Below are 23,718 nucleotides of genomic sequence, written 5' to 3' on the forward strand. Positions count from 1 at the left end.
GTCAGGGTGCGAGCCGGGGCGGTGGGGGAGAGGTCAGGCGGTGGCGCGGGCTCCGTACACGTCAGGCAGCGGCGGTCACCATGGCCTGGCAGCGGTTGCTCGACGCGGTGTCACCGATCGACTCGAAGACCTCTGCCGCCCGAACGTAGGTATGGCGGCTCTCGTCGGTCAGGCCTTCGTCGGCCAGTAGGGAAGCCAGCGTTTCCAGGGCGTCCGCCTGCCGGTAGTCGGACGCCCGGAGCGTGTCCACGAGGCCGATTCCCTCGCGGAGCGCGGTGATCGCCTCCGCACGACGGCCCAGGCGGCCTAGGCAGGAGCCGATGCGTAGCAGCGCCAAAGGCCGACTGTGCACGACGACGCTGGGTGTCATCCCTGACTCGTGGTCGTCCAGCACGGCGAGAAGGCCGAGGTAACGCTCCAAAGCCTCGGCGTAGCGCCCTTCGTCGAAGTGGCACTTGGCGATGGCGGCGTTGCTCTGGATGCAGGAGTCGATGTCGCCAATGGCCTGGAACATCTCGGCTGCCCGGGAGGAGGACTTGATGGCCTCGTCGTGTCGGCCGAGCAGGAGGAGTGCCTCAGCGGTGTACTCGTGCGCCCAGGCGATCTGCGCGGTGGCGTCGGCCCGGGTGGCCAGTTCCAGCGCCTCGGCCGCGTACCGCAGGACGGCCTGCGGGTCACCGGGCGGCACCGAGTGGACCCAGGCCAGATAGTTCAGCTGGGTCGCTTGCTGCGCCAAATCACCGAGGGCGCCGGCGGCATCCGCTCCCAGCGTGAAGACCTCCTGCAGTGCGGGCTGTGCGCCCACCGGTCGGAGAACCAGTGCATCGACTCCGCGCAGTCGAGGACGAGAGAGGGCCGGCCGCTGTCTGCCGCGGCCCGCATCGCACCCAGCCAGTTGTCCACGTTCACCCGCAGCCACTCGTCGGCCTCTTCCGCGGAGGAAAGGACGGCGAGATCGGGGTCGGGCCGGTAGGGAAGGGCGTAACCGGGCTCGAACCACCGCCCGGACATCGTCGCCGTCCGCAGCAGCCACGACGTCATCCGTTGCGTCAGCGCCTGTCGCCCGGCCGCGGACTCCTCCTGCTGGAGACGGTCGCGGGCGAACAGGCGGACGAGGTCGTGGAAACGGTAGCGGCCCGCGGCGCCGTCCTGCAGCAGACCAAGGTCGACGAGCTCGTCGAGAGCGTCCCAGGCGTCCTCGATCGGAATGCCGGCGGCGACGGCCGTCAGAGCGGCGTCGAAGTCCCGGCCGGGAATGGCGGCGAGGTTCCGGAACACCCGGCGCGTGGAGTCCGCGAGCTGCTCGTACGACATGCCGAAGGCGTTGGCGATCTTGAGATCGCCGGCCTTGAACTGCTCCAGGCGACGCTCCTCGTCCGTCAGCCGGGCGGCGAGTTGGGCGGCGTCCCAGTCGGGGCGGCTGAGCAGCCGGTTCCCGGTGATCCGCAGCGCCAGGGGCAGCCCCCCGCACAACTCGGCGAGCCGGGCGAGCGTCGACTCCTCGTCGCGCGCGGATCGTTCGCCCAGGATCCCGGTCAGCAGTTCCGTGGACTCCGGCAATGGCAGGGGACCCAGGACGAGCCTGCGGACCCCCTCCAAACCCGCCAGCAGACGCCGCGTGGTGATCAGCGCCCTGCTCGCGCCGCCTCCCGGCAGCAGCGCACGTACCTGCTCCTCCGAGGCGGCGTTGTCGAGGACGACCAGGACGCGTTTGTCGCTCAACTGCGACCGGTACAAGGAGGCGCGCTCGTGGGGATCGCCCGGGACGTGCTGGTCGGCGACACCGAGCGCGCGAAGCAGCAGCCGTAGCGCGTCATCGGCGGCCAGGGGCTGCTGGGACATGCCGAACAGGTCGAGGAACAACACCCCGTCCGGGAAGCTCGGCCGCACGGAATGGGCGGCGCGGACGGCGAACGTGGTCTTCCCCAGACCGGCGGAGCCGGTGACGAGCCCCACCACACCCACACCCGGCGCACTCTCCGTGTACACCAGCTCGCTCAACCAGATCAGTTCCTCAGCGCGACCCGTGAAGTCCTCGACGGACCGGGGGAGTTCGCACAGGCCGCCGCTCCGCCGCGTCCAGTGGTCCCGCAGCCGCCCGTCGCGCGCCAATTCGATCAGCCTCGCGCGACCACCCTCGGCCAGCTTCAGCGCGTCCGCCAGGGCGGTCACGGTCCGAGCCTGAGGCCCCTTGCTCCGCCCGCGCTCCATGTCCGACAGAGTCCGGGCACTGACGCCCGAGACCTCGGCCAGCTGCTCCAGCGTCAGCCGCGCAGCGCGGCGGTGGCCACGCAGCACCTCCCCGAAACCGGGTCGGTCCGTCTCACCCTTGGAGTCCCTCCCGATCAGCGGCGATGGCACGGACCGTCCAGGACCGGCGGGTGTTGACCTGCGCCGCGGTGGCGCCGGCCAGCCTCTTGTAGCGGGTCGTGATCTGTCCCGCCTGTCCGGTGGGCAGCGGCCCGCCGTGTTCCTCGGCTCGCGCGATGATCTCCTCCGGTCCCAGGTTCCGGTTGGCGAGTACGAGCGCGTTGACGGCCGGCCGGCGCATCCGGTCGTAGCGGCGGAGCGCGGCCACCGGGTCGTCCTCCCGGGCCAGACACCAGGCCAGCACGCGGGTGTCCACGATGGACTGCGATCCGCCGTTCATGCCCATGGGGTACATGGGGTGTGCGGCGTCGCCGAGCAGGGTGACCCGTCCGAAGCTCCAGCGCGGCAGGGGATCGCGGTCGGCCATCGGGTACTCGAAGACCGCTGAGGAGCGTTCGGCGAGCGTAGTGAGGTCGATCCACGGCAGCTTCCAGGACGACAGCCCGGCGTGGGCCTCCGCCGCGGTGACGCGGCGGCCGGGGCCGTCCGGAGGCGGGGCGGACAGCCCGTGCCGCACTTCCAGCACCCAGTTCACCAGGGCGTCGCCGGTCGCGGGGTCCTCGATCGGGTAGGCGACGAACTTCGCGCCGGGGGTGCCCCCGGCCACCACGATCGAACGGCCGTCGAGAACCTGCGGGTGGTACGCGACCCCGCGCCACATGAGGACGCCGTTCCCCTTCGGGGGGCTCTCGTGCGGGAAGAGCTGGGCGCGGACCGCGGAATCGATGCCGTCGGCGCCGACCAGTACGTCGGCGTCATCGACCGCGGGCAGGCCGCTGGACCGGTCCAGGAAATGGGCGCGGACGCCGCCGGCGGTCTGCTCGAATCGCTGGAAGAGCAGGCCGGTACGGACCGAACCCGGCCCAAGCCGTTCGCGCACCGCCGCGAGCAGCAGCATTTGCAGACGGCCGCGGTGGACGGAGTACTGCGGCCAGTGATATCCGGCCGCGCGTCCCAGGGGCTCCTCCCAGACCGTCTCGCCCGTCCGGTCGCGGTAGCTGAGCCGGTGCGGGGGCAGCGCGACGGAGGCCAGCTCGCCGTCCAGGCCCAGTTCGGAGAGTTCCCGGACGGCGTGCGGCAACAGGTTGATCCCTACGCCGACCGCCTCCACTTTCCGCGCCGCTTCGCACACCCACGGCTGGAAGCCGGCGGCGTGCAGGCTCAGGGCACACGTCAGCCCGGCGATGCCGCCGCCGACGACGGTCACTTTCATCGGTCTGTCCTCGCCCTTCGCCGGGGCCACAGGCATGGCCGACACTCTGCCACCAGCCTCGGGACACCAGTCGCGCGCGTCCAATAGGCAGCGGCGATGGCTGCCGTCACGATCGGTGATCGCACCGGGGGGTAGTCGTACCGGCGCCGGATCGTTCGTGACCCGCTACAACCAGCCCTCTCAGCTGCGCAGTTGATAGTTTGTCGGTCATGGAGCTCCGTACGCTTGAGTATTTCGTCGCGGTGGCGGAGGAGCGGTCGTTCACCAAGGCGGCGGCCGCTGCCATGTCGTGCAACCGGCGATCAGCCAGCAGATCCAGGCCCTGGAGAAGGAGCTGGGGGAGCCCCTGTTCGAACGGCTGCCCCGGCAGGTGGTCCTCACCTCCGGCGGCGCCGCGCTGCTGCCGCACGCCCGCGCCTGTCTGGCGGCGGCCGAGTCGGCCGTCCTGGAGTTCGCAGACCGGTCCGGTCTGCTCGGCGGCTCGTTCGCGCTGGGTACCGTCGGAGGGTTGGAGGGTACCGTCGTTCCCCGGCTGTTGGGGGAGTACCACCGGCGCCATCCCCGGGTCGCGGTGAGTCTCACCGGGGCGTCGAGCCCGGCCCTGCTCGCGAAGGTCCGGGACGGGGAGATCGACGCCGCCGTGGTCGCGGGACCGCCGGACGGAGGGCCCGCCGGCGTCGCCTCGCGTGTGCTCCTGGAAGACCGGATCGTCGCGGTCCTCCCGGCCGGGAGCCGGACCGTGAACCTCGTGAACGTTCCGATGACCCTCGACGAGGCGGTCCGGGGCCCGGTCATCAGCTACGGCCCCGACAGCGGCGTGCACGCGTACATCCGCGAGGCCTTCGCCGCGAAGGCACTGAGGCTGGACATCGCCTACGCGACGAACGACGTCGCCCTCCAACTCGCGCTGGTCGCCGAGGGGATCGGCATCGCTCTCACCTCCCACGCAAGTCCGGTCCTCGCCGCGGACCCGCGGTTCGTCGTCGTGCCGCTGGAGCCCGCCATCCGATTGCGGAAGGTGTTCGTATGGCGCGCAGGTACCCGGCCGAGTGCGCCCCTGCGGGCGTTCCTTGACCTGTGGACGGAGCTGTCCGAGTAGCGCGAGCCGTCCGCAAAGAACAGGTCCAGCGCCCCCGGGACACTGCCGCAGCTGCTGGACGCAGCGCGGGTGAGCGCTGCGTCCTCTACACGTCCGCCGTGCACATCACCAGGGCACTTCGCCGGCGTCCTCGAAGAACGTGCCGGTCGGACCGTCGTCGGGCAGCGTGGCGAGTTTGATGGCGATGGCCGCGCCCTGTTCGGGGGTGCGCACGCCGCGGAAGCCGTTGAGGTCAGTCGCGACGTAGCCGGGGCAGCCGGCGTTGATCAGGATGTTCGTGCCGCTCAGCTCGCGGGCGTACTGGAGGGTGACGGCGTTCAGGAAGGTCTTCGACGGCGAGTACGCGACGGCCACCGGCCCCGTCGTCTGCTGCTCAGCAGCGGTTCCCGACTGCCGGGTGAGGGAGCCGACACTGCTGGACATGTTCACGATCCGAGGTGAGCCGGAGCGTCGCAGTAGCGGCAGCATGGCGTTGGTGACGCGGATGACGCCGATCACGTTGGTCTCCACGACCGTACGGATGGTGGCGGGATCGACCCGGGTGGGTTCCTGCGGCATGCCGCCGGTGATGGCGGCGTTGTTGACCAGCACGTCGAGGCGTCCGGCCTGTTTCTCGATCAGTCGTGCGGCGGCGGTCACGCTCGCGTCGTCGGTCACGTCCAGTGGTACGCCGAACGCGTCGACGCCGGCCGCGCGCAGTCTCGCCACGGCGGTCGTACGGCGCTGATCGTCGCGGGCGCCGACGCCGACGCTCCAGCCGAGGGCGCCCAGGCCTGCGGCGATCTCGTAGCCGATTCCCTTGTTCGCGCCGGTGACCAGCGCAATCGTTCGTTCGCTCATGGGGCCATGCTGTCCTCGTGCCCCGGTGGGGGTCCAAGACCGATAAGGTGGTCATCGATACCGGCAGGGTATGGAACCGGATGGGCGTAGCCGTATGGAGACCCGGGAACTGCGATATTTCGTCGCTGTCGCCGAAGAGCTGCACTTCGGGCGCGCCGCGCAGCGGCTCGGGATCTCGCAGCCGCCTCTGTCACGGGCGATCCAGCAGCTCGAACGCCGGCTGGGGGCAGCACTGTTGGATCGGACCAGCCGCACTGTCACGCTGACCCAGGCCGGTTCGGTGCTATTGGCCGAGGGCCGGGCGGCGCTCGAGGCGGTCGACGCGGCCGAGCGCCGGACCCGCCGTGCCGCCCTCTCCGTGCCCGGCCGTCCTGGCCTGGTCCTGGTCGCGAAGGCCAGCGCGTCCCGCGAACTGCTGGCGAAACTGCTCGATGCGTACGCCGCCGAGCCCGGCGCGGTTACTGTCGAGGTCATCCTGTGTGGTCCGGCCCAGCAGGAGCAATTTCTGCGGGAGGGCCGGGCCGACGTGGCGCTGCTGCACCGACCGTTCGACTCGACGGCCGGGTTCGACACGGAAGAACTCGGCACGGAGAATCAGGTCGTGGTCCTGCCTGCCGGGCATCCGCTCACGGCCCGGCCCCATGTGCGCATGGCCGACATCAGCGGGCTGCCCGGCCTGCCGCTGCCACGCTGGCCCAACCCCGACGGCACCTACCTGCCCGGTCCCGGGCCGCAGGTGCGCGACCACGCGCAGTTGTTGCAGCTCGTCGCGCTCGGCCGTGCTTGCGCGGTCTCTCCGGAGTCGTGCCGAGCCCAATTGCACGATGACCTCGCCGCCGTGCCCGTGCTGGATGCGCCGCCGGTCACCACCGTGATCGCATGGCCGCCGCACAGCCGGTCCAGAGCCGTTGCCGACCTGGTCCGAACCGCGACACATCTCCAGCCGTTGTGTTGACCACGAACCTTGCCGGATCAGGCAGACAGGATGCGTCGTAGGGGACGCGGGTCGTGCCGGAGAACCCAGCGTCGCCGGCGACTGGACCGGACTTGCCGCAGCCAGAGCCAGGCGGACGGCCCCTGGGCCGTGACCGCCCAGTCCGCCTTACCGCTTGATGCGTTGATGACGCCACGAGGCCCGCATTGAGCTGCTGCTGCTGCCGGACCGGACTCGCGGTCGCCTGAAGTGGACGTCCGGTTGCGGAGAGCACGGTGTCGAGGTGGGCCGGGTGGTCGCGGTGCTCTTCGGTGCTTCGCGGTCATGCGGGAGTCCGGCACCTTTCCCGGATCCGCCCCGCCAGCAGCCTGGTCGGTCCGGCGACAGCGACCCCACGGCGGAGAGGCCGGCCCGCGTTTCGGTCAGCAGGGCGGCGAGCCGTGCTCGCCTCTCCCGGCACCGAGGACCCGCTCCAGTACCTGGTCACCCGCGCCCACGGCGTGCGGACCAGCCCGCCGCGGTGACCACCCGCCCGCGGACCGGCAACGAACCTCCCCACGAGGCAGCCGTGAACACCACCCACGCAGCACCCCCAGGCCGCCCTGCCCGCGGCTCTCGAACCGATCGCGGTACTGCGGGGCGACCCGGGTTACGACGACCTGCGGCACACTTACACCCGCCGCGGCTCACCCGCCGCCGTACTGCGCGTGCGCGGCTCTGGGGGCATCGCCACCGCCCTCGCCCACAGCCGGACGGCGGGCCTTTCGCTCGCCGTGCGCAGCGGGGGCCATGGGATCAGTGGCCGGTCCACCAACGAGGACGGCCTGGTAGTCGACCTGTCCCGGCTGGACGAGGGTGGTGGTCGATGCTGACCAGGGACAGGTGCACCTCGCCCCGCTTCGCCGCCTCCGCGACAGGTCCTCCAGCAGGGCTTCGAACAGTCCGGCGGCACGCCACTGGCGGAAGCGGTTGGAGACGGTTGACCAGGCACCGAACTCGCTCGGCATCTACGGGCCGTACTTGCCGATCGGCAGGTGCGGCTCTATGAACTCCCACTCTTCGTCCGTCAGTTGCGCGCACGTCACGCACGACGGTCTAGCGGGCCAAGGCCTGGAATGGTGCGAAACCCACGGATTGATCACGGCCCGATCCGCGCTAGGCGGGCTGCGGGGCGGGCGTTTCCGGAGCGGCCGCGACGTTGCGGGTCTCGCGCATGATCAGCAGGCCGTTGACCACCATCAGTGTCGCGGTCAGGCAGTGGACGCCGAGCGCGGTGGCCACGGAGCCGTGGTGGGCCAGCACGTTGGTCATGTCGCCGTACGCGGCGAGGGCCTCCACCAGCAGCGCCCAGCCCAGCGCCCGGCGGTGACCCGTCACCAGCAGGATGCCCAGGACCAGGGCCATGACGACGTCGCGGATTCCCTTGATGATCAGGAAGCCGTCGCCGTCGCCGGACGGCCAGCTCGGCAGGCCGTAGCCCGGCGCCGTCGTCTCCGGGCTCAGGATGTACTCCGTCCCGAACCAGAGGATGAAGAGGATGAAGCCGGCGGCCAAGACGGTGTTGATTTTCTTCAGCGACATTGTTCTTCTCCATACGAGTCTTCGTCAGATTGGTGAGCTTCGTGGAGCTTGCCGAGTCGTGTGGAGCCTGATCAGGCCGCGTGGACGCGGCCGATCGAGGGGCGCAGCTTGCCGGGGTCGCAGTTGTGGGAACTGAGCGGCAGCTGCATTCCCGAATGTCGGGATTCCGGTGGTCAGCCGCCCCCGAGGAGTGGGGACTGGCCACCGGCGCGGCTCCGGCCCGCGGGGTCAGAAATCCGATGCCCTCTCCGGCCCACCCGACAGGGCAAAAGCCGTCGATATACAGGGGCGCACCAGTGCATGTCGGGGCAGCGGTGGTATCAGGCGAGGGCGGCGACCAGCAGGGTGAAGGCGGCGATGATGACGGCGACGCGGACGTAGTGGAAGCGTTCCCAGCGGTGCAACTGCTGCTTCCAGTCGGCGGGCCGGTTCTCGGGGGTCCAGGTCTTGTTTCGGTTGTTGATCGGGACGAGCAGCAGGATCGACATGACCACGCTGAGGATCAGCAGTCCGGCGGCGGTGACGACGAGTCCGGCGCCGTGGTGGTGCCATCCGGCGACGGCCCAGATCGCGCTGAGGACGAGCGAGCCTATGTACCAGAACGGCATCAGGGCGCCGAGCATCCGGCCGCCGTGGGCGTGGCCGAGCTGGCCGCTGTCCTCGGGAAGCGCGTCCAGGATCCGGTTCATGATGAAGGCGACGGAGAACTCCACCCCCACCATCAGGCCGACGGCGACGGTGGTGACGACCTCGAGTGCGTCGAGCATGACGATCCCTCCGTGAACTAGCGTTGCTAGATGATGAGGCAACGCTAGTACTACTAACGCTCGGATGTCTAGCGATGCTAGGATCGAATCATGTCGGTACAGGAACGCAAGGAGCGCGAACGGGCGGAGCGCGAGCGCCTCATCGTGGCGACAGCCCGCGAACTCGCCGAGCAGCAGGGCTGGGACGCAGTCACCACCCGCCGGCTCGCCGAGCGCATCGAATACAGCCAGCCCGTCCTCTACAGCCACTTCCGCGGCAAGCGCGAGATCATCGGCGCCGTCGCCCTGGAAGGCGCCGCCGAGATGGCCGCGGCGGTGCGTGCCGCGGCATCCAGAGCGAACAGCCCGCGCGAGCGGGTCGCCGCCCTCGCTCGCGCCTACCTCGACTTCGCCGAGCACAACCCGGCGGTCTACGACGCCTTGTTCCAGCTCGACGGCGGCCTGGCGTACGCGCAGGAGGACACCCCCGAGCCGCTGAAGGACGCCTTCGCCGCCCTGTTCGAGTGCCTCGCCGAGGTCGCCGGCGACGGCGTCCACCCGGGGATGTTCACCGAGGTGTTCTGGGCGGCTCTGCACGGCCTGGCGACCCTGACCCGAGCGGGCCGCCTGCTGCCCGAGGAGGCTGAGCCGAGGGTGGAGCTGTTGGTGGACCGGCTCGCCATGATCTGACACACCGTCCCGGCGGGCACGCAGCCGGGGCCCTCGGGCCCCGCCCGCTGCCTGCCTGCAGCATCGCTTCCGGTCACTCGCACCCACACGGCGCAGCCGCAGATCGCCGGGTCCCGCACCTCAGACGGGGCACCCACCCAGGAGGTTCGTGGCGGTGATGTGGACGGTGGCCAGGTAGCGGACGGCGAGCTTGTCGAACCGGGTGGCTGCCGCCCGGTGGCGTTTGAGGCGGCTGATGCCGCACTCCACGGCATGCCGGCCGCGGCAGTCGATCGGGTCGAAGGCGGCCGGCCGGCCGACCTCCGGCCGGGCGATGCGGATACCGGCCATCACCGCCTCGAGGTGCGGGACATCCCCGGCCTGCCCGGCGCTCAGGACCAGCGACAAGGGCCTTTGCCCGTGCTCGCAGGCCGGGTGCAGTTTGGTCGACAGCCCGCCGCGGGAGCGGCCCATCGCGTGATCGCCCGGATCCGGTGTGCTCCCGCCGGGCGGCTCGCGCTGGGCATCCGGCTGCCGACGGGCGCCGGCGGCGTGCTGATGCGCGCACATGATGGTGGGATCCACACTCATCTGCCAGTCGACCAGCCCCGCCGCATCGGCCCTGGCCTGCAACACGGCCAGGATGCACGTCCAGACTCCGTCGCGCTGGCCAGCGCCGGGACAGCGCGTAGACCGCCTGCCAGGAGCCGTAGCATGCGGGCACGTCCCGCCACGGCGCGCCGACTCGCACCCGCCGTCGATGCCGTCGATGAGCTGCCGCTTGGTCCACTTCGAGGGCCGACCCGGCCTACTGGTCGCGCTTGGGCCAGATGGGGCCCTGATCGGTCCAGATGACACCCTTGTTGCGGCAGAGGCAGAAGGGGTGGCCAATGGGGTCGGCGTAGACGCGGAAGCCGTAGCCGTCGGGGCCGATGCAGTCCCGCTGCAGGGTCGCGCCGAGGGCCAGGACGCGGCGCTGTTCGGCCTCGATGTCGTCGACTTCGAAGTCGAGGTGGAACTGCTTGGGGTGCTCGCTGTCGGGCCACTGCGGGGCGCGGTAGTCCTCCACCTGGATGAAGGCCAGTTCGATCTCGCCGAATTGGATACCGGCCCAGTGCTCGTTACTGCCCTCCTTGACCGGGAGCCCCGTCACCTCAGAGTAGAAGGCTGCCAGCTTCATCGTGTCCGGGCAATCGACAATGAAATCGGTTAGTCGTAGCATCCCGCGATCTTGCCACAAGATCAAATGAGCCGGACTTTGAGAAGGCCCTAGCCGCCTCGCGGCGGTACGGCCCTCCGCCTGTTCGTCGAAGGCGGCAGCGGAGCTCTTCGTACGCCGTCTGTACTGAGCCTTGCACGACGCCGGCGTCCAGGTGCGGGCGCGCCTCCTTCCCCCGGGATGCCCGCGGCGTCAGTGACGGTTAGTAGCTGCGCCGGGACGTCGCGGGGCTCGGGGAGTGCTTCGATGCGGACTCGGTCGGAGCCCTGCGGCGGAACGAGCGAAGGAGGGCCGGACGCCGTTCGTCCGAGCCGGACGCACCCCGGCCGTCCACCCGGCGGTTCGTCGACACCGGCGCCGTGCCCAACACCCAGACCATCGGTCATGTGATCGTCGTCGACCGGCGCACCAGCACCCTGTACGACTTCTACGACCGGATCACCTACTCCGACGACCTGAGCACCGTCACCGAAGCCCACTACGAGGTGGTCACCTCCACCGACGCCGGAGAAACCTGGAGCGCCCCGGCCACCGTGGCCCGCGACACCTCCGTACCGGAGGTCGACCCGAACGACCCCACCAAACTGCTGCGCGCCGCGTCCACCCTGCCCAGCCCGGCCGTCGACCCCAAGTCAGGCACGCTGTACATGGCCTACGAGGGCTCGGACTTCTCCGGCGGCAGGTTCGACTCCGTCCAGCTCGTGCGCTCCACCGACGGCGGACGTACCTGGGGGACCCCCGAGCTGATCAGCCCTGAGGACGTGCCGGCCTTCTCCCCGTCCATCGCGGTCGACGAGCGGGGCACGGTCGCACTCACCTACTACGACCTGCGCTTCCTCAAGCCGGGCGACACCACCACCCTGCCCACTGCCTACCAGCTGGCCACCCTGCCGCACGGAAACCCGGAGCTCCGGACCGAACGACGGATCTCACGGGTCTTCGACTGGCTGCAGGCGCCGTTCGCCGGGGGCTACTTCCTCGGCGACTACCAAGGCCTGGTCGCAGACGGCAAGGGAGTGCGGGCGGTGCTCACCGAAACCAACTCCGACGCACCCCAGAACCGTACGGACGTGTACACCAGCAGTCTCCGCACCCGCTGACCGACGGGGACGCCGTCGGCCGGCCCGACCGCCGACGGCTGCAGACAGCCGATGTCGTCATCGGCGTCCGCGGCCGCCAGCACGGTGGTCAGGATGTTCTGCCAGGTTCCGTCGACGGCCCATCTGATCAGTCGTTTGTGGGCGGTCTGGAACGGGCCGAGCTCGTCGGGCAGGTCCCGCCAGGGCGAGTTGGTGCGGTACTTCCAGGCGATGGCCTCGAGCGTTCGGCGGTGACCAGCCCACCGCCGTCCACGACCGGATCGGCCGGCATCAGCGGCTAGATCCGGCCCCACATCGCACCAGTGATCACTAATCGGGCAGACACATCCGATCAACTGACCAACCCATCAAAGAGACACGCGCTAGCCAGGAGACCCCAGCCGGCTGCTCCCGCGGGGCAGTCGGGCCCTGGTCAGATCGTGACCGGGCCGTGGGCGGTGGCGAACTCGACCGAGACCAGGCCCGGTTCCTCATCCTCAACCCAGGTGACGTCGATCTGGTCGAGGGGGTGGTCGGCCGGTTCGCCGAGGAATTCGGCGATGGAGGCGGCGTCGCCGGCGATGGAGACCCCGTGGATGGTGGTGGGGGTGCGCGGGTCGGCGCTCGGGCGCTCCTCAATGGGGACCAGCCACTGAAGGAAGTAGGGCAGTTGCGGGTCCTCCAGCAGTTCCAGCAGGCCGATCTGCTTCCACCTCAGGTCGAACCCGTCGGGGCGGACACGGTGGCCCTCGGCCGAGGCGCGGCCGAGGCGGGCCTCGACCGGAGCGATGTCGTCGACGGAGACCACCCAACCGAGCCAGCCGCCGCCCTCGGCGGCGCGGCGCGCGACCGCCTGGCCGAAGGGTGCGCGGTCGGCGGCCGGGTGGTCGAGTGTGGTGACGACCTCGACGTAGGTGCCGCCGCTCAGCGGGAGAATAAAATTGCGGGTGCCGAATCGCGGGTGCACGCCCCCGTCGACGAACCCGGCGCCGAGGGCCGATCCGATCCACTGGACGGTCGAGACGAAGCTGTCGCGGGCCACCGCATAGGACACGTGATCAAGTTGCACTGCGCCATCATCACCCGACAACCCGCACAAATCCCGACGCCACGCCCGCCGCCCCGGCCGCGTCCGCCGTGGATCCAGCCGTGGAGCGGATCGATCACCGTCATCCCGGCGGGGGAGGCCCGGTCGAAGCCAGGCAGCAGCGCTGCCGCCTCGTCGAGGCCCACGACCCGCTCGATCAGCCGCTGCGGGGCAACACAGGATTTCGATCCGGCATGCAGCACCATGCGCACCGCACTTCCAAGTGACAGGCTCTAGTGACCTGAGTCAGAGACTTTCAGGTAGTTCCGTGGTGAACCACGGCAGCGTCGACTGTTATGCGCTGAACCGCCGGGGGATCCTTGACTCAGGACACTAGATCGGAGCGTCGTCACCCGACCGACTATTCGGGCCCCTAGTCTCCGGTCATGGCATCGGATGACCGGGAACGACAGCGGCGCCGGAGCAGCCTCGCGGAACGCTTCGATCGGCTGACCGGTCGCAATCTTCTCCTCAAGGTTGTGCTGTTAACGGCCGGGCTGGTAACCGCGATCAGCACCCTTACGACTGCTGTCGTGTCGGTTGTCGAATGGAGACCCAAGAAGGACTGGCGGTCGGTCGAGTACGCCAAGCTGGGTCGACTGCGCGCTGGCCACACCCTAGAGAGCTTCCGAGCGGTCCTCGGGGCGCCGTTGTACCGCCGTACGCCCAAAAGCGGAGATCTCACCTACAGCACGTTCTCACCCCGGCCGGAATATTGGGTCGATGTCGTAACTGACAGCGACGATGTGAGTGTGGCGTTCGCTGTCACGTCGTGCGAAGCAGACTTTCGCCCGACCTTCACATTCCGGGACGGCCCTGCCCATCCCCGCGTTACGCTCCGCGCGACCCGGTTCCAGGACATGGAACAGAGATCCTCCGCGAATGTGAAGGCGCTTCTGGGAGTTACAGCATCCAGTTACGCCTTTCATGTCATCGGCAGCAGCAACCCTACGAGCTACCGAAGTCTGGCGTGGGGGGTCAACGACACGTGCACTGCGTGGCCGGATGTCCAGACGGCAGACGCCCTTGAACAGTGGGCTGAGTGGCACATCAGAACCGAGGATTCGGAAGTCATCCGGCCTTGGAGCGAGTTGGCCCCGTCTGACCAAGAACGCCTCGGTCGGGTGGTTGTGAACACGTACGCGGAGACCGCCCCCTTCACTGAGTTCAGCAAGGTGTATCCAGAGCAGATCGGCGTCGACCGGATCACGGTCCGCCCGTAGCCAGTGTCCTGAGTTAAAAGATTCTCTGGTGGTTCAGTGGCAGGCCGGGATTCCGCGTGGGCTCGAAGCTGCCAGATCTCACCATTCGCTCGGCCGGAACTAACTGAGAATCTCTGCCTCAGGGCACTAGTCCCGACAAGGGGCCCCGTGGACTCGACGGAGTACGACTGTCAGCGCAGGCTCCTACCGCCTTCCACCCGGCGAAGAGAGCCCGTCCGACCAGCTGGCCCACCGCTGTCAGGGGCCTGCGGAGCAGGTGATGGGGATTCTTGAAAACGGCTGTGACCGCGCTTCCCTGATGGCTACGGCTGTCGTCGGATCGGGGCATCCCCCTTACCGGGACTCTCTTGACCGCGAAGATCACGGGCGTGGCAGGATGAGGGCATGACTATCCGAAAGGCTCATGCCGCGTAGATTTCCCGGCCGGATCTGACGGGAAGTGCCACGTCCTGCCCGTCAGATCCGGCGACAGCCGCCATCAGCGCAGTACCACGCGACGCGACCGCAGTCCGTCCCGTACATCGGACCTGGAAGCGGCGCCCCGCTGCTGTCTTCCGAGCCGTACGAGAGTTGGCAGCCACTTGCAGTCAGATTTCTCGGTGCTTCGGCCCACCAGCATCAGAGCGGAAGCTATGTGAACTGCACTCGGTTGCTGAGGACGGCTCCGCACGGCCTCTGGGCAAATTCGAGGGAATTGCTGAACGAGCGTGGTCTGGCCCCTGCCGACATGGTTCTTGTCTACCTCTTGCAGTCCGGGGCTGAAATCGAGTCCGGTGTCCTCCTGTCGGCCGGCGGCCCTGTCTACGACTTCGACTTGAGGCATATCCGGATGAGAGCCAGCACAGAGCGCACGGTTCTCATCGAGCGCTGGCTCGACATCACCGACCGGTGGCAGACGACACCCTTCAGTTCAGAGATCGCGGACCTTTATCTCACCTAGGCCAAGTCCTCGCCGAGTGCTCCACGAGGCCTGGGTAATGCACATTCGCGCGGCCATCAAGGAGCTTCACCGAGAAGGCAAGACCACCTGTAAGGGGATCGGCGAGGTGCGGGAACTGCGTGTGACTGGGCCACGTTGAGCCACAGACCGGTCCGGGGCCCGCAGGCGTTGCAATCCCCGTCAGGACCCGGACCGCCACGCTCCGGGGTGCGTGAAGACAGGCACGCCGGCCGGTGCACCGAACCCACGCGACCTGGGCCCGGCCCGCCCGCTGGGCTCGAAGAACCAGCAACCCGCCACCCGCTACGACGCCGGACGCATCCTCGCCACCGGCGAGGCATACGCCGGCTGGCTTTGTTCATGAGAACGGGTTCTGGCTCAGGTTCTGCGGTCCGTGCCTGTGGGTGACCGGTTAGATGTCGAAGAAGGCTTCCTCTTGTGGCGGGATCGGAGGGCCGAGGACGTCGCGGAGGCGAGTGACGTCTTGGTGCCATTTATGGCCGTCCGCGGCTTCGCCCCACAGCTGCGCCGTCAGGGCCGCGCGCTCGGTCAGTACGCCGGCGTCGGCCACGTCCTTCCCCAACGTAGCGCGCAGAGAGGCCACTTCCTCAACAGACTGACGCCAATCGCCAACGAGGCACCTGAGGACCTGTGCTGCGAAACACGTCATAACGTGATCGGCGCACGAAAAGAGACGTGACCAGGGCGGGACACACATAGTGCCGAAACAAGCTGGGCCACATTCCGGAGCCGGGATATCCGTGAACGGATATCCCGGCATGCGAAGCGCAGCTACCTAGGAATCTGGGGTTTTGCTCGCACATTTACCTCCGGAGGAACGTTTTTCTTCGCCACGGGGTGGCTGCGGTTGCAGTCACGCCGAGGGACAAAGCGAGCACGGCTAGAGCCCAGCTGAAGCGGTCGGTCGCCGAGTTTGACGTCCAGTCCCACCAATTGTGGGGGTACCAGATCAAAAAGAAGGCCGAGGCCAGGGGAATGGTCCAGCCAAGTTGGTGGCCGAGCAGCCTCACCGACAGCAGGGCGAGACCGAGCCAGATCAGGAGGGATCGGATGAAGACGACCCCAGCTTCCGTGCTGACGGCGAGCGCCTCAGTGATGAAGGACAAGACGCAAGCTGTCAGTGTCAGGCCAATGCAGTAGTTGAGGCGGAACCGGTGCATCGCGGATGCACCCATTTCGTCATGTTCCGACATGGCTCCGTCGAGAGCCGCAGTGAGGAAGACGGCTGACAGAAGTGGGAGTTCGTGTCGGAAGGGCACACCGGTGGTGACTCCTCCGCTGCCGATGGAAGGCAGCGCGATATGGGTGCCGCCAAAGAAGGCCGAGAGGAGGGCAATAGCGGCCGTCGCTGCGAGGATTGCCATGCCCCGGTGCACTCTTGCGTAACGGAGCAATTCAGAACCGGTCATCAGGCTTGCACCAGGAAGGGTCTCGAATAATGTGACTGCGTTCCTCAGCGAGCCATTCCTGCTGCTCGGCTGCGGGCATCCGTGCGGCCTTGGTCGCTTCGTGCTGGGCGGCGGAGACACCTTCCATGTGGAGTCCCTGGTCGGCGACAGCCGGGTCTTGGCCGGTGGAGCGGTACTCGAGCCATAGGTGGATGTTGTCCATCGCCTGCCAGGCCCGGCTCTCCTTTTGGGGAGGGCGACAGAGGCCCAGCGACTGGGTGAACACCTGGTCGGCCATGGCGATCGCTGCGGTACGGACGTGTCCCTCGGCGATGTCGAATCCTCGGTCGCCCCACTTGGTCCGCCGGAGCCCGAACTCGTAGAAGGCTTCGGGTGACTTCAACCAGGATTGGTCGGGCTGGCCCAAGCGCTGGGCCATGGCCGTCAATTCGGGCAGGTACTTGCGGTGCTCGGGCCACACGCACACCTGTGGCGCGCCCCTCTCGGCACGGTCGCACAGGGGCGCTGTCGCCGACGCCGGGCGCTCGACCCGCAGTTCGCCGCTGGCTGGCATCGCAAAAACCAGTGCGATGAGGGAGGCTGCTGTTGCCCCGATGGCGGCAGTGCGGATGGGCAGGGACGTTGCCCGGCGCGGCATCTGGCGCTCGGCGCTGCTCCGCAGTCGCGGTGCTGTCACAGCCAGCGTGGCGAGGGCGAGTGCAAACAGCAGCCTCACGGTGACTGGAAGGGGGCGTAGGTGCTGGTCCGGCGGCCCCGCGAGGACATTGAACTTGAAGGGGAGTGCCAGCATGCTGATGAAGCAGCCCAGTGCGCAGACGATGGGGGTGAAGGTGGCGGAGGGCCACCATCGGCCGGCCAGATGGCCTACGGACGCGAAGACGATCAGGGTCGAGGCGCCGAGCAGGAGGTAGGAGGGCCACAGGAATCCGGGGCCCGCCTCGCTGAACGAGATGACCGCGGCGGTCAGGCATCCGACCGCGTAGGCGAGGAACCCGAGGGTGAGAGTCGCGGCCAGACGTGCGGCCTCGATCCGCCAGATTGGTCGGGCGGCTGCAAGCACGGTCTCGGGCATTCCCACGCGGGAGGAGCGTCCGGCCTGCCAGGCTGAGACGCCGGCGAGGACGGGCCCCAGGAAGAGTGTGACGACCTGGGCTGCCACACTGGCTTCGGGCCATACCCCGATCCAGTACCGGGACCGACCGAAGAGCACCAGCAAGTCCACGGCGATCATCACGGGAAAAGCTGTCAGCAGCGGCGAGCGGCGCAGCTCGATGCGGTAGGCATTCAGCATGCGGCCCCCTCATTGGGTCGGCGGTTGCCGAGTACCGTCATGTAGCCGCGTTCCAGGGGGCTGTCGCCTGGGGCTTCGGGGGTTGCCAACTCTGCCAGTTGCTGAGGTGTGCCGCTGTGGCGCAGTTGGCCGTCGCTCAGCACGAGGACGGTGTCGCAGGCGGCGCCTACGTCCTCAACCAGGTGCGTGCTGAGGAGGACGGCCGTTCCTGCGTGGGCGAGGGAACGAATGAGCTCACGGAAGTCGAGTCGCTGCGCGGGGTCGAGCCCGACGGTCGGCTCATCCAGCAGAAGCAGGGAGGGAGAGCCGACGATGGCCGCGGCGATTCCGGCCCGGCGGAGCATGCCGCCGGACAGCGACTTCATGCGGTCCCGGGCCCGGTCGGCCAGGCCCACAGCCGCCAGTGCCTCCTTGGTCGCAGAGTCGGCCTTCTTGGAGGGGACCTCACGCAGCCAGGCGCAGTAGCGGACGAAGTCCGTTATGGAGAAGGCCGGGTAGTAGCCGAAGTCCTGCGGGAGATAGCCGATGCGACGGCGGACATGCCGCGCTTGCCGTTCGTTGGTGACGGGGCTGCCGAACAACTCCAGCTGCCCGCTTTGTGGCGGCGCGATGGTCGCGAGGGTACGGAAGAGCGTGGTCTTGCCCGCGCCGTTGGGGCCCAGCAAGCCCGTGACACCGGGCAGGATGGACAGGTCGAGATTCTCGATGATGGTTCGGCCGCTGTAACCCTGCGTGAGGGTCGTCAATCGAGCGACAGGGTATGTCGTCATTGGCAGAATTCCCTGAAATAAAGGATGGGCCCGCCATTCAGGCGGGCCCTCCTTGACTAGCTGACCAGCTGACTAGACAGCGTAAGTCACATGGGTCTTGTTGATCTTGAATGTGCACTCGTGGGTGTCGTACTTTCCCACGTATCCGCTGTGCAGGTGGTCCCAGTGCTCCGTATCGAGCTCGACATTGCAGTCATACTGCGTAATGTACGTGTAAGACGGGTAGTTCGACGCGCTGGAGCAGTAGCCGTGACCGGAGGTGCTGTACCAGTATCCCCGGCATCCCTGCTGCCAGGTTGACTCGTAGGACGCGCTCGCTATCGGAGCCGTCAGGCCGATGGCGGCAGCTGCCAGGGCACCTACGACAACACCCTTGGCAACCTTCGAACCGGCTATGCGTGACGCAATGGAATTCATGGATTCCCCCCTTGGGAATAGAATGACGGAGGCGTAAAAAACTGCCCCGCAGCTATGAAATGCAAAGCTAACAAGCTGAACGATCTTGAGTCAAGTCGATAGCGAAATTCGACCTTCCGTCATCGCTCATTCTCGCAAAAGGCAATTAACAAGCTTCTTCCTGTGCCCATCAATTACCCACTTCACCAACAAGGCGCATCCGCCAACAGGCAAGTTGATCATGGTGGTGATATTCGGTTAGGCACCCGACCTGGCCGGCACAAGCCAAGCGCCAGGACAGCCTCTACGCCTCCAGGACAACCACCCGCCGCACATCAATCTAGGCTCACGCGAGGTCCACGAGTGTGCGTGGCGTGCAGGCATTCTGTGCAATGCGCGCTACTACGGCGCGCCCAGGGAGCTCGCACAGTGTTCGGTGGGGATGATTCCGTAGGCCCAAAGCCGTGACCTCGCCGCACCACCGGCTCTTTGGGATCGCCTACGCACGGGCCGCGCCGTGGTAATCGGCGGCGGGCATGGCGGAGTCGAGCGGGGCGACCTCGACTTGGCGGCCGGTTCGGGGTGCGTGGAGACCTGGCCGGAGCCCGCGTAGAGGCCGACGTGGCAAATGGAGCCGCGATCGAATTCGCCGAGATCTGCCTGACGGGGTCCCCGCACTGCGCCCGGTGGTCGACCCCGCGCCCGCGGGGATGGTTCGGACGCGGTCCCCTCCCAAGGGTCGATGTCGACTTGGCCGGTGCGAGTGGAGCATCCCGATCAAGCACACGACCCTCGAGCCGAGAGGCCAGCGGACCCACCGCCAGCGCCTCGAGCGCGGATTCAACGTCATGTCCAGGGCTGTCGGGAGTCGGCGGGGTACTTAGGTTAGCCTGCCCTTATGCATTCCATACCTCTGGCCGCCGAGGCCGGCTACGCCGTGCCGCCGATGTGGCGCATCCTCACCAAGTCCGGCTACTTCATCGGCCTGTCCGGAGCCATCGGCGCAACGGTGACCTACGCGGCCTCCATCCGCCCCGCACTGCGCGTACCGGAGAACGACCGCGGCGACGTCGACGTCATGAGACGAAGAACGGCCGGCTACCTCGCCTGGGCGGGGGTCGTGCTGTTGGTCGCGGGCTACTTCCAGCTCGCCGCTCGCCTGGCGCGGGCAGGTAAGGGCATGCCATTCGGTGACGCCCTCGCGCCGGGCCGGATCTGGGACTTCTTGACGGCGCCGGTGGCGAAGGGGGCCTGGATCGCTCAGGGCACCATCTACCTGGTCCAGAACGTCGTACTGGTCCTCGCGTCCGCGGTCCTGATCTCCCTGTTCCTTCCCCGGGCGCGCCGGCACCTGAACGCTGTCGTGTTGACCGCCCTGCCCCTGACGCTTGCGGTGACGCTCGTCGGCGCGGTTCCGGCCACCAAGCCGAAGGACGGGGACAAGTGGCTGGACCTGGTGTTCGTCCAGTCCCACATCGTCAGTGGCGTGGTCTGGGTCGGAGGTCTGGTCCTCCTCGCCGTCCTCGCCGGTGCGCGCGGCCGCCTGAGCGAGGACGCGGGCGCGCTGTGGGCCGACATCTGGCGCCGCTTCGCCTTCGTCGCCCTGATCTGCGTGGGCGCGGTGTTCACCTCCGGCCTGTGGATGAGCTGGAAGCACGTCGGCTCCGTCAGCCAGCTCTGGACCACAACCTACGGACTCTTCCTGCTCGTCAAGATCCTGCTGGTCCTCGGCATGGTCACGGCCGGTGGCGTCAACCAGTTCTGGCTGATGCCCCGTATCGCCCGGGCCCGCCGCGAGGATGCCACGTCCTCGCTCCTGCACCTGACCCTGCGGCACTTCCCGAAGGTGGTCTGGGCCGAGGTGGCCCTCGGGATCGCCGTCCTGGCCATCGTCCCGTTCCTCGGCGGATCGGCCCGCTCCGAGGCGGGAAGCCCTCCGGCCGTTTCGAGCGGCAGCGTCTTCGCCATGGGCGCCGTCCTCGTCCTCACCCTCGCGGCCTCGCTCTACGTCACCGTCAGGACCTCCGACGCGCTCGCGCGGCGCGCGGCCGGGGCAGCGACCGCCGCAGTGTCATGACGCCCGCCGGAGCGCGGCGGAGATCATCGGCGGGTTGAGGCGCGCGAAGCCTTCCTGCCGCTCGTACGGGAAGTACCCGTTACGGGTGGAGCGTAAAGGAGCAGCCCGGGGGACCGTCCTGCCCGGAGTGCGAGTCAGACAGGGCAGCTGCTGCCCTCCGGCGCCGGGCTCCTAGGGTTCGGGCAGCCCGTGCCGATATGGCGTGCGCGGGTGAGGCCCGGTGCCCAGATGCGCTCTGCGGGCAGCAGTACCACCGGGCCGCTCACCGGGCGCTGTGCGAGGCAGGCGGGCTGGGCGGTCCGGCGTGGTACTCGCCGACTTGTGAGGGGGTCAGGGGTTCATCGGCCCGTCGGTGTCCGCGCGGTGCCTCCGTACGAGGCAGTGAGGGCTTCGGCAACGGTGGTTGCATCTGCGTCGGCTACGTCTGCCGGGTATTCGGGCAGCAGGTCGTCCCAGACGGGCAGCCACGACCCGTACAGCTGGGTCTGTCCCTCGGGCCGGGCGAAGAACCACACGTGCAGGTGTGCGGACCCGTCCCCGATCCGGTAGACGTGGGCTCGGCAGATGTTGGCCAGTGCCTGCACATGGCGGACGATGTGAGCGGTGAGCACGCCCAGCTCGGCGGCCAGTTCGTCGGGCAGGTCGGCCATGTCGTAGTGGTCGCGTGGGTACAGCATCAGTACCAGCGGCACACCGACGCCCGGTATCCGGGCCAGTCGCCAGCGGTCGTTGAGCCAGATGCCTTCGTCGCGGGAGCGGCACTCATCGCAGTCCGCCGGGTCTTCGCCGTGCCGCCGCGGCTCGGGCACAACGGGCGGGCGGAGCGCGGACACGCGTAGTCCATCCGCCTCGAAGGGGCTGATGTCCCATCCGGTCATTCTTGCCAACGGAAGCCGAAACTCATCATCCGCAGCCGCACGTGCGTGGTCGTAGAACTCATCGGGTCGCAAGGCCATGATCGTAAGACTAGCTGCGCCCTGCACGCTGCTGGCGGCCCGCTGGATGACAGACGCCACGGATCTTTCATAGGTCGGCTGCGGCCGCTGCCGGCGCTGGAGCCGGCCCCGCGGCCCGTTGCCGACGTCGAGCGCTTGTGGATCGTGGACGGCACCCTCATCCTCGTCCGCGACCGCACCGTAGGTGCCTCCTCCCGCAACTACGGGTTCTCGGTGAACGTGCAGGTCATCATCGACGCCGACACCCGTCTGGTCGTCGCGGGCGCCCGCCCGGCGCCGGGCAACAAGGCCGACGCCCACGTCTGGCGGGAGTCGGACCTCCCGGCCGCGGCGGCCGGGACGACGGTCATCGCGGACGGCGCCTTCCTGGGCACCGGTCTGATCGTCCCGCACCGCAGAAGGGCCGGACGTCCCCTCGTGCGTGGACAGGAGGAGGACAACGCCGAGCACCGCCGGGTCCGCGCCCGCGTCGAGCGCACCTTCGCCCGCATGAAGAACTGGAAGATCCTCCGCGACAGCCGCCAGAAAGGAGACGGTCTCCACCACGCCGTCCAGGCCGTCGCGACCATGCACAACCTCGCTTTGACACGGTGAAACAGCAGGTCAAACACCACTCAGGCCTGCCCGAATCGGACCTTCTGCAACAACCTTTAGCTCTCCTCGGAGGTTGAGGGGCTCGTCGGTGCAGAAGACAGCGGTAGACAGGGTTCGAATCCGTCCACCCCGCTCATTGATGAGCCCACCACGCGGCCCCCACTCCGCCGGCGGTTGTGACCAGCGAGACGAGCCACGTGGGCACGCGCTGAATGGTCAAGTGGAGTCCACCGCAGCGTAGTTCCAGGGCTGGAGGCGCAGTGTGGTTACCTGCTCTGACACTCATGTTGGCGTCCTCTTTTCGGGCCTTGTCCTGCTTGGTCTGCATGTCCTCTGGCTCCTGTCGCGCGTCGTAGCGTGACGTTGGTGAAGGAAGGAGCACAATGCGACGACGCGGGTGGGTCGCCATCGCCGCTATGCAGTCATGAGAGATGACCGGGGCGTAAGCGGCCAACTCGGATGCTGTCAAAGGGGGTTTGGAGCACGCTGAGCAGCGGGTCACGTCATCGGAGCTATCGCGCTGATCAAGTCACGGCGGACGACGACCTGCGGGTGGATCACGACGTGGATGCCGCGGCCCTGGCGGGACAGCTCGTTGGTGACGGAGTCCACGAGGAAGGGCATGTCGTCGGTGACGACCTCGACCACGGAGTGACTGGAGGTCCAGCCGTTCTCCTCCACCGTGGGGGTGTGCACCCCACCGTGCCCCGCAGACCCCGCTCCCTGCTCAGCACCCGGAGGGTCAGGGGGAAGTAGACACGCATGGCCCCCGCCTTGCGGCGTCGAACGCCGACGCCTCGGCGACCGCGCCCCCCGGCCGAGAGCACCGTTGCGGCTGTCGCCGACTGAAGACGTAAGCGGGCAGTTCCCGGGCGAGCTCCATCAGCGAGGCGTTGCGGGCCGGGCCGACCCGGATGCCGAGGGTTTTGAGGCGCAGGGCCAGGCGACGCGAAGGAGAGCCGCGCGGGTACGACGGCATCCGCCGCTACCTCGCCCGTCTCCAGCCGGTCCTCACCCACTGGACCGCGACGGTCGGAGTGAGCTCGCTGCGCTAGGTCACGATGGACCACGTCGACGCCTCACCGGCCTCCCGAGGCCCATCCCCTCCGACCGCTGATGGGCCTGCTCGACCAGGCCAGGAAACCGCTCGGCCCGGCCCGTCGTCGCCTTGGCCGCCATCCACGCCCTGCCCGGCAGCGAGATC

The 23,718-nt window shown here is 68.3% G+C and carries 24 protein-coding genes and 3 pseudogenes; 10 read left to right on the plus strand and 17 right to left on the minus strand.

Annotation, left to right across the window (positions count from 1 at the left end; all coding sequences use genetic code 11):
- Positions 1-61: 61 nt before the first annotated feature.
- From OHA89_RS36770 to OHA89_RS36780, 3 genes are read right to left on the minus strand one after another with little or no spacing between them, the layout of a single operon-like run.
- A complete protein-coding gene (locus tag OHA89_RS36770; protein WP_266616460.1) occupies positions 62-736 on the minus strand; it encodes a tetratricopeptide repeat protein in 675 nt (224 codons plus the stop codon).
- Positions 712-2,361: a helix-turn-helix domain-containing protein gene (locus tag OHA89_RS36775; RefSeq protein WP_406368034.1), complete on the minus strand. Its 1,650-nt coding sequence runs from the start codon at positions 2,359-2,361 to the stop codon at positions 712-714. The genes OHA89_RS36770 and OHA89_RS36775 overlap by 25 nt, the downstream gene beginning before the upstream one ends.
- Positions 2,324-3,583: an FAD-dependent monooxygenase gene (locus tag OHA89_RS36780; protein WP_406368035.1), complete on the minus strand. Its 1,260-nt coding sequence runs from the start codon at positions 3,581-3,583 to the stop codon at positions 2,324-2,326. Before OHA89_RS36780 ends, OHA89_RS36775 begins: the two co-directional genes overlap by 38 nt.
- Before the next feature lie 289 nt (positions 3,584-3,872).
- On the opposite strand from OHA89_RS36780, the gene OHA89_RS36785 reads away from it, so the two are divergent.
- Entirely contained in the window at positions 3,873-4,682 is an 810-nt protein-coding gene (locus OHA89_RS36785; RefSeq protein WP_406368036.1) for a LysR family transcriptional regulator, read from the plus strand.
- Positions 4,683-4,787: 105 nt separating this feature from the next.
- Here OHA89_RS36785 and OHA89_RS36790 read toward each other — a convergent pair whose 3' ends face one another.
- Positions 4,788-5,522: an SDR family oxidoreductase gene (locus OHA89_RS36790; RefSeq protein WP_266616454.1), complete on the minus strand. Its 735-nt coding sequence runs from the start codon at positions 5,520-5,522 to the stop codon at positions 4,788-4,790.
- Positions 5,523-5,616: 94 nt separating this feature from the next.
- Between OHA89_RS36790 and OHA89_RS36795 the strand changes: the two genes are divergently transcribed.
- Both OHA89_RS36795 and OHA89_RS36800 read left to right on the plus strand, forming a co-directional pair.
- Positions 5,617-6,477 (plus strand): LysR family transcriptional regulator, encoded by an 861-nt coding sequence (locus tag OHA89_RS36795; protein WP_266616452.1) that lies wholly within the window; start codon positions 5,617-5,619, stop codon positions 6,475-6,477.
- Between the two features lie 680 nt (positions 6,478-7,157).
- A complete protein-coding gene (locus OHA89_RS36800) occupies positions 7,158-7,328 on the plus strand; it encodes a hypothetical protein (RefSeq protein WP_406368742.1) in 171 nt (56 codons plus the stop codon).
- A 283-nt stretch (positions 7,329-7,611) separates the two neighbouring features.
- Here the strand turns inward: OHA89_RS36800 and OHA89_RS36805 are convergent, their stop codons facing one another.
- Together OHA89_RS36805 and OHA89_RS36810 are read right to left on the minus strand one after the other, a co-directional pair.
- Positions 7,612-8,037 (minus strand): DUF4267 domain-containing protein, encoded by a 426-nt coding sequence (locus OHA89_RS36805; protein WP_406368037.1) that lies wholly within the window; start codon positions 8,035-8,037, stop codon positions 7,612-7,614.
- A 320-nt stretch (positions 8,038-8,357) separates the two neighbouring features.
- The gene (locus tag OHA89_RS36810) at positions 8,358-8,804 is read right to left on the minus strand and encodes an anthrone oxygenase family protein (protein ID WP_406368038.1); all 447 of its coding nucleotides are present in this window, start codon (positions 8,802-8,804) and stop codon (positions 8,358-8,360) included.
- A gap of 90 nt (positions 8,805-8,894) precedes the next feature.
- On the opposite strand from OHA89_RS36810, the gene OHA89_RS36815 reads away from it, so the two are divergent.
- Positions 8,895-9,473 (plus strand): TetR/AcrR family transcriptional regulator, encoded by a 579-nt coding sequence (locus tag OHA89_RS36815; RefSeq protein WP_406368039.1) that lies wholly within the window; start codon positions 8,895-8,897, stop codon positions 9,471-9,473.
- Between the two features lie 120 nt (positions 9,474-9,593).
- Here the strand turns inward: OHA89_RS36815 and OHA89_RS36820 are convergent, their stop codons facing one another.
- Positions 9,594-10,085, minus strand: a complete 492-nt coding sequence (locus tag OHA89_RS36820; protein WP_266616446.1) for a hypothetical protein — start codon at positions 10,083-10,085, stop codon at positions 9,594-9,596.
- Between the two features lie 175 nt (positions 10,086-10,260).
- Positions 10,261-10,674, minus strand: a complete 414-nt coding sequence (locus tag OHA89_RS36825; protein ID WP_266616444.1) for a VOC family protein — start codon at positions 10,672-10,674, stop codon at positions 10,261-10,263.
- A gap of 356 nt (positions 10,675-11,030) precedes the next feature.
- Here OHA89_RS36825 and OHA89_RS36830 point away from each other — a divergent pair, with 356 nt between their 5' ends.
- The gene (locus OHA89_RS36830) at positions 11,031-11,771 is read left to right on the plus strand and encodes a sialidase family protein (RefSeq protein WP_266616442.1); all 741 of its coding nucleotides are present in this window, start codon (positions 11,031-11,033) and stop codon (positions 11,769-11,771) included.
- 47 nt (positions 11,772-11,818) lie between these two features.
- Here OHA89_RS36830 and OHA89_RS36835 read toward each other — a convergent pair.
- Both OHA89_RS36835 and OHA89_RS36840 read right to left on the minus strand, forming a co-directional pair.
- Positions 11,819-12,042, minus strand: a pseudogene (locus OHA89_RS36835) (transposase); the annotation flags it as partial.
- Between the two features lie 141 nt (positions 12,043-12,183).
- Positions 12,184-12,819, minus strand: a complete 636-nt coding sequence (locus tag OHA89_RS36840) for a VOC family protein (protein ID WP_266616440.1) — start codon at positions 12,817-12,819, stop codon at positions 12,184-12,186.
- Between the two features lie 404 nt (positions 12,820-13,223).
- Here OHA89_RS36840 and OHA89_RS36845 point away from each other — a divergent pair, with 404 nt between their 5' ends.
- The 3 genes from OHA89_RS36845 to OHA89_RS36855 all read left to right on the plus strand — a co-directional run bounded on the left by OHA89_RS36845 (position 13,224) and on the right by OHA89_RS36855 (position 15,364).
- Complete coding sequence (locus OHA89_RS36845; protein ID WP_406368040.1) at positions 13,224-14,060, plus strand: ETEC_3214 domain-containing protein; 837 nt, start codon at positions 13,224-13,226, stop codon at positions 14,058-14,060.
- Between the two features lie 727 nt (positions 14,061-14,787).
- Positions 14,788-15,000: a hypothetical protein gene (locus tag OHA89_RS36850; RefSeq protein WP_406368041.1), complete on the plus strand. Its 213-nt coding sequence runs from the start codon at positions 14,788-14,790 to the stop codon at positions 14,998-15,000.
- A 211-nt stretch (positions 15,001-15,211) separates the two neighbouring features.
- Complete coding sequence (locus tag OHA89_RS36855) at positions 15,212-15,364, plus strand: hypothetical protein (protein WP_266616436.1); 153 nt, start codon at positions 15,212-15,214, stop codon at positions 15,362-15,364.
- A gap of 48 nt (positions 15,365-15,412) precedes the next feature.
- Here OHA89_RS36855 and OHA89_RS36860 read toward each other — a convergent pair whose 3' ends face one another.
- From OHA89_RS36860 to OHA89_RS36880, 5 genes are all read right to left on the minus strand, one after another.
- Positions 15,413-15,604, minus strand: a complete 192-nt coding sequence (locus tag OHA89_RS36860; RefSeq protein WP_266616435.1) for a hypothetical protein — start codon at positions 15,602-15,604, stop codon at positions 15,413-15,415.
- Positions 15,605-15,824: 220 nt separating this feature from the next.
- Complete coding sequence (locus OHA89_RS36865; protein WP_266616434.1) at positions 15,825-16,385, minus strand: hypothetical protein; 561 nt, start codon at positions 16,383-16,385, stop codon at positions 15,825-15,827.
- Between the two features lie 31 nt (positions 16,386-16,416).
- Positions 16,417-17,721: an ABC transporter permease gene (locus tag OHA89_RS36870; RefSeq protein WP_266616432.1), complete on the minus strand. Its 1,305-nt coding sequence runs from the start codon at positions 17,719-17,721 to the stop codon at positions 16,417-16,419.
- Positions 17,715-18,467: an ATP-binding cassette domain-containing protein gene (locus tag OHA89_RS36875; protein ID WP_266616430.1), complete on the minus strand. Its 753-nt coding sequence runs from the start codon at positions 18,465-18,467 to the stop codon at positions 17,715-17,717. The genes OHA89_RS36870 and OHA89_RS36875 overlap by 7 nt, the downstream gene beginning before the upstream one ends.
- A 96-nt stretch (positions 18,468-18,563) precedes the next feature.
- Positions 18,564-18,908, minus strand: coding sequence for a hypothetical protein (locus OHA89_RS36880; RefSeq protein WP_215149845.1), 345 nt, complete (start codon positions 18,906-18,908; stop codon positions 18,564-18,566).
- An 877-nt stretch (positions 18,909-19,785) separates the two neighbouring features.
- Here OHA89_RS36880 and OHA89_RS36885 point away from each other — a divergent pair.
- Entirely contained in the window at positions 19,786-20,964 is a 1,179-nt protein-coding gene (locus OHA89_RS36885; protein WP_406368042.1) for a copper resistance D family protein, read from the plus strand.
- A 338-nt stretch (positions 20,965-21,302) separates the two neighbouring features.
- Here the strand turns inward: OHA89_RS36885 and OHA89_RS36890 are convergent, their stop codons facing one another.
- The gene (locus OHA89_RS36890; protein WP_266616426.1) at positions 21,303-21,842 is read right to left on the minus strand and encodes an HIT family protein; all 540 of its coding nucleotides are present in this window, start codon (positions 21,840-21,842) and stop codon (positions 21,303-21,305) included.
- A gap of 147 nt (positions 21,843-21,989) precedes the next feature.
- Between OHA89_RS36890 and OHA89_RS36895 the strand changes: the two are divergent.
- Positions 21,990-22,514, plus strand: a pseudogene (locus tag OHA89_RS36895) (transposase family protein); the annotation flags it as partial.
- A gap of 525 nt (positions 22,515-23,039) precedes the next feature.
- Here OHA89_RS36895 and OHA89_RS36900 read toward each other — a convergent pair.
- Positions 23,040-23,210, minus strand: a pseudogene (locus OHA89_RS36900) (hypothetical protein); the annotation flags it as partial.
- Positions 23,211-23,718 lie beyond the last annotated feature (508 nt).

It is taken from the genome of Streptomyces sp. NBC_01546 (assembly GCF_045208355.1).
Taxonomy (GTDB): domain Bacteria; phylum Actinomycetota; class Actinomycetes; order Streptomycetales; family Streptomycetaceae; genus Streptomyces.

What these genes read in the sequence shown, in the direction of transcription:
- OHA89_RS36780 (WP_406368035.1), bottom strand. Translation starts at nt 3,583, where the DNA reads ATGAAAGTGACCGTCGTCGGCGGCGGCATCGCCGGGCTGACGTGTGCC.
- OHA89_RS36790 (WP_266616454.1), bottom strand. Translation starts at nt 5,522, where the DNA reads ATGAGCGAACGAACGATTGCGCTGGTCACCGGCGCGAACAAGGGAATC.
- OHA89_RS36795 (WP_266616452.1), top strand. Translation starts at nt 5,617, where the DNA reads ATGGAGACCCGGGAACTGCGATATTTCGTCGCTGTCGCCGAAGAGCTG.
- OHA89_RS36805 (WP_406368037.1), bottom strand. Translation starts at nt 8,037, where the DNA reads ATGTCGCTGAAGAAAATCAACACCGTCTTGGCCGCCGGCTTCATCCTC.
- OHA89_RS36810 (WP_406368038.1), bottom strand. Translation starts at nt 8,804, where the DNA reads ATGCTCGACGCACTCGAGGTCGTCACCACCGTCGCCGTCGGCCTGATG.
- OHA89_RS36815 (WP_406368039.1), top strand. Translation starts at nt 8,895, where the DNA reads ATGTCGGTACAGGAACGCAAGGAGCGCGAACGGGCGGAGCGCGAGCGC.
- OHA89_RS36825 (WP_266616444.1), bottom strand. Translation starts at nt 10,674, where the DNA reads ATGCTACGACTAACCGATTTCATTGTCGATTGCCCGGACACGATGAAG.
- OHA89_RS36845 (WP_406368040.1), top strand. Translation starts at nt 13,224, where the DNA reads ATGGCATCGGATGACCGGGAACGACAGCGGCGCCGGAGCAGCCTCGCG.
- OHA89_RS36850 (WP_406368041.1), top strand. Translation starts at nt 14,788, where the DNA reads ATGGTTCTTGTCTACCTCTTGCAGTCCGGGGCTGAAATCGAGTCCGGT.
- OHA89_RS36865 (WP_266616434.1), bottom strand. Translation starts at nt 16,385, where the DNA reads ATGGCAATCCTCGCAGCGACGGCCGCTATTGCCCTCCTCTCGGCCTTC.
- OHA89_RS36870 (WP_266616432.1), bottom strand. Translation starts at nt 17,721, where the DNA reads ATGCTGAATGCCTACCGCATCGAGCTGCGCCGCTCGCCGCTGCTGACA.
- OHA89_RS36880 (WP_215149845.1), bottom strand. Translation starts at nt 18,908, where the DNA reads ATGAATTCCATTGCGTCACGCATAGCCGGTTCGAAGGTTGCCAAGGGT.
- OHA89_RS36885 (WP_406368042.1), top strand. Translation starts at nt 19,786, where the DNA reads ATGCATTCCATACCTCTGGCCGCCGAGGCCGGCTACGCCGTGCCGCCG.
- OHA89_RS36890 (WP_266616426.1), bottom strand. Translation starts at nt 21,842, where the DNA reads ATGACCGGATGGGACATCAGCCCCTTCGAGGCGGATGGACTACGCGTG.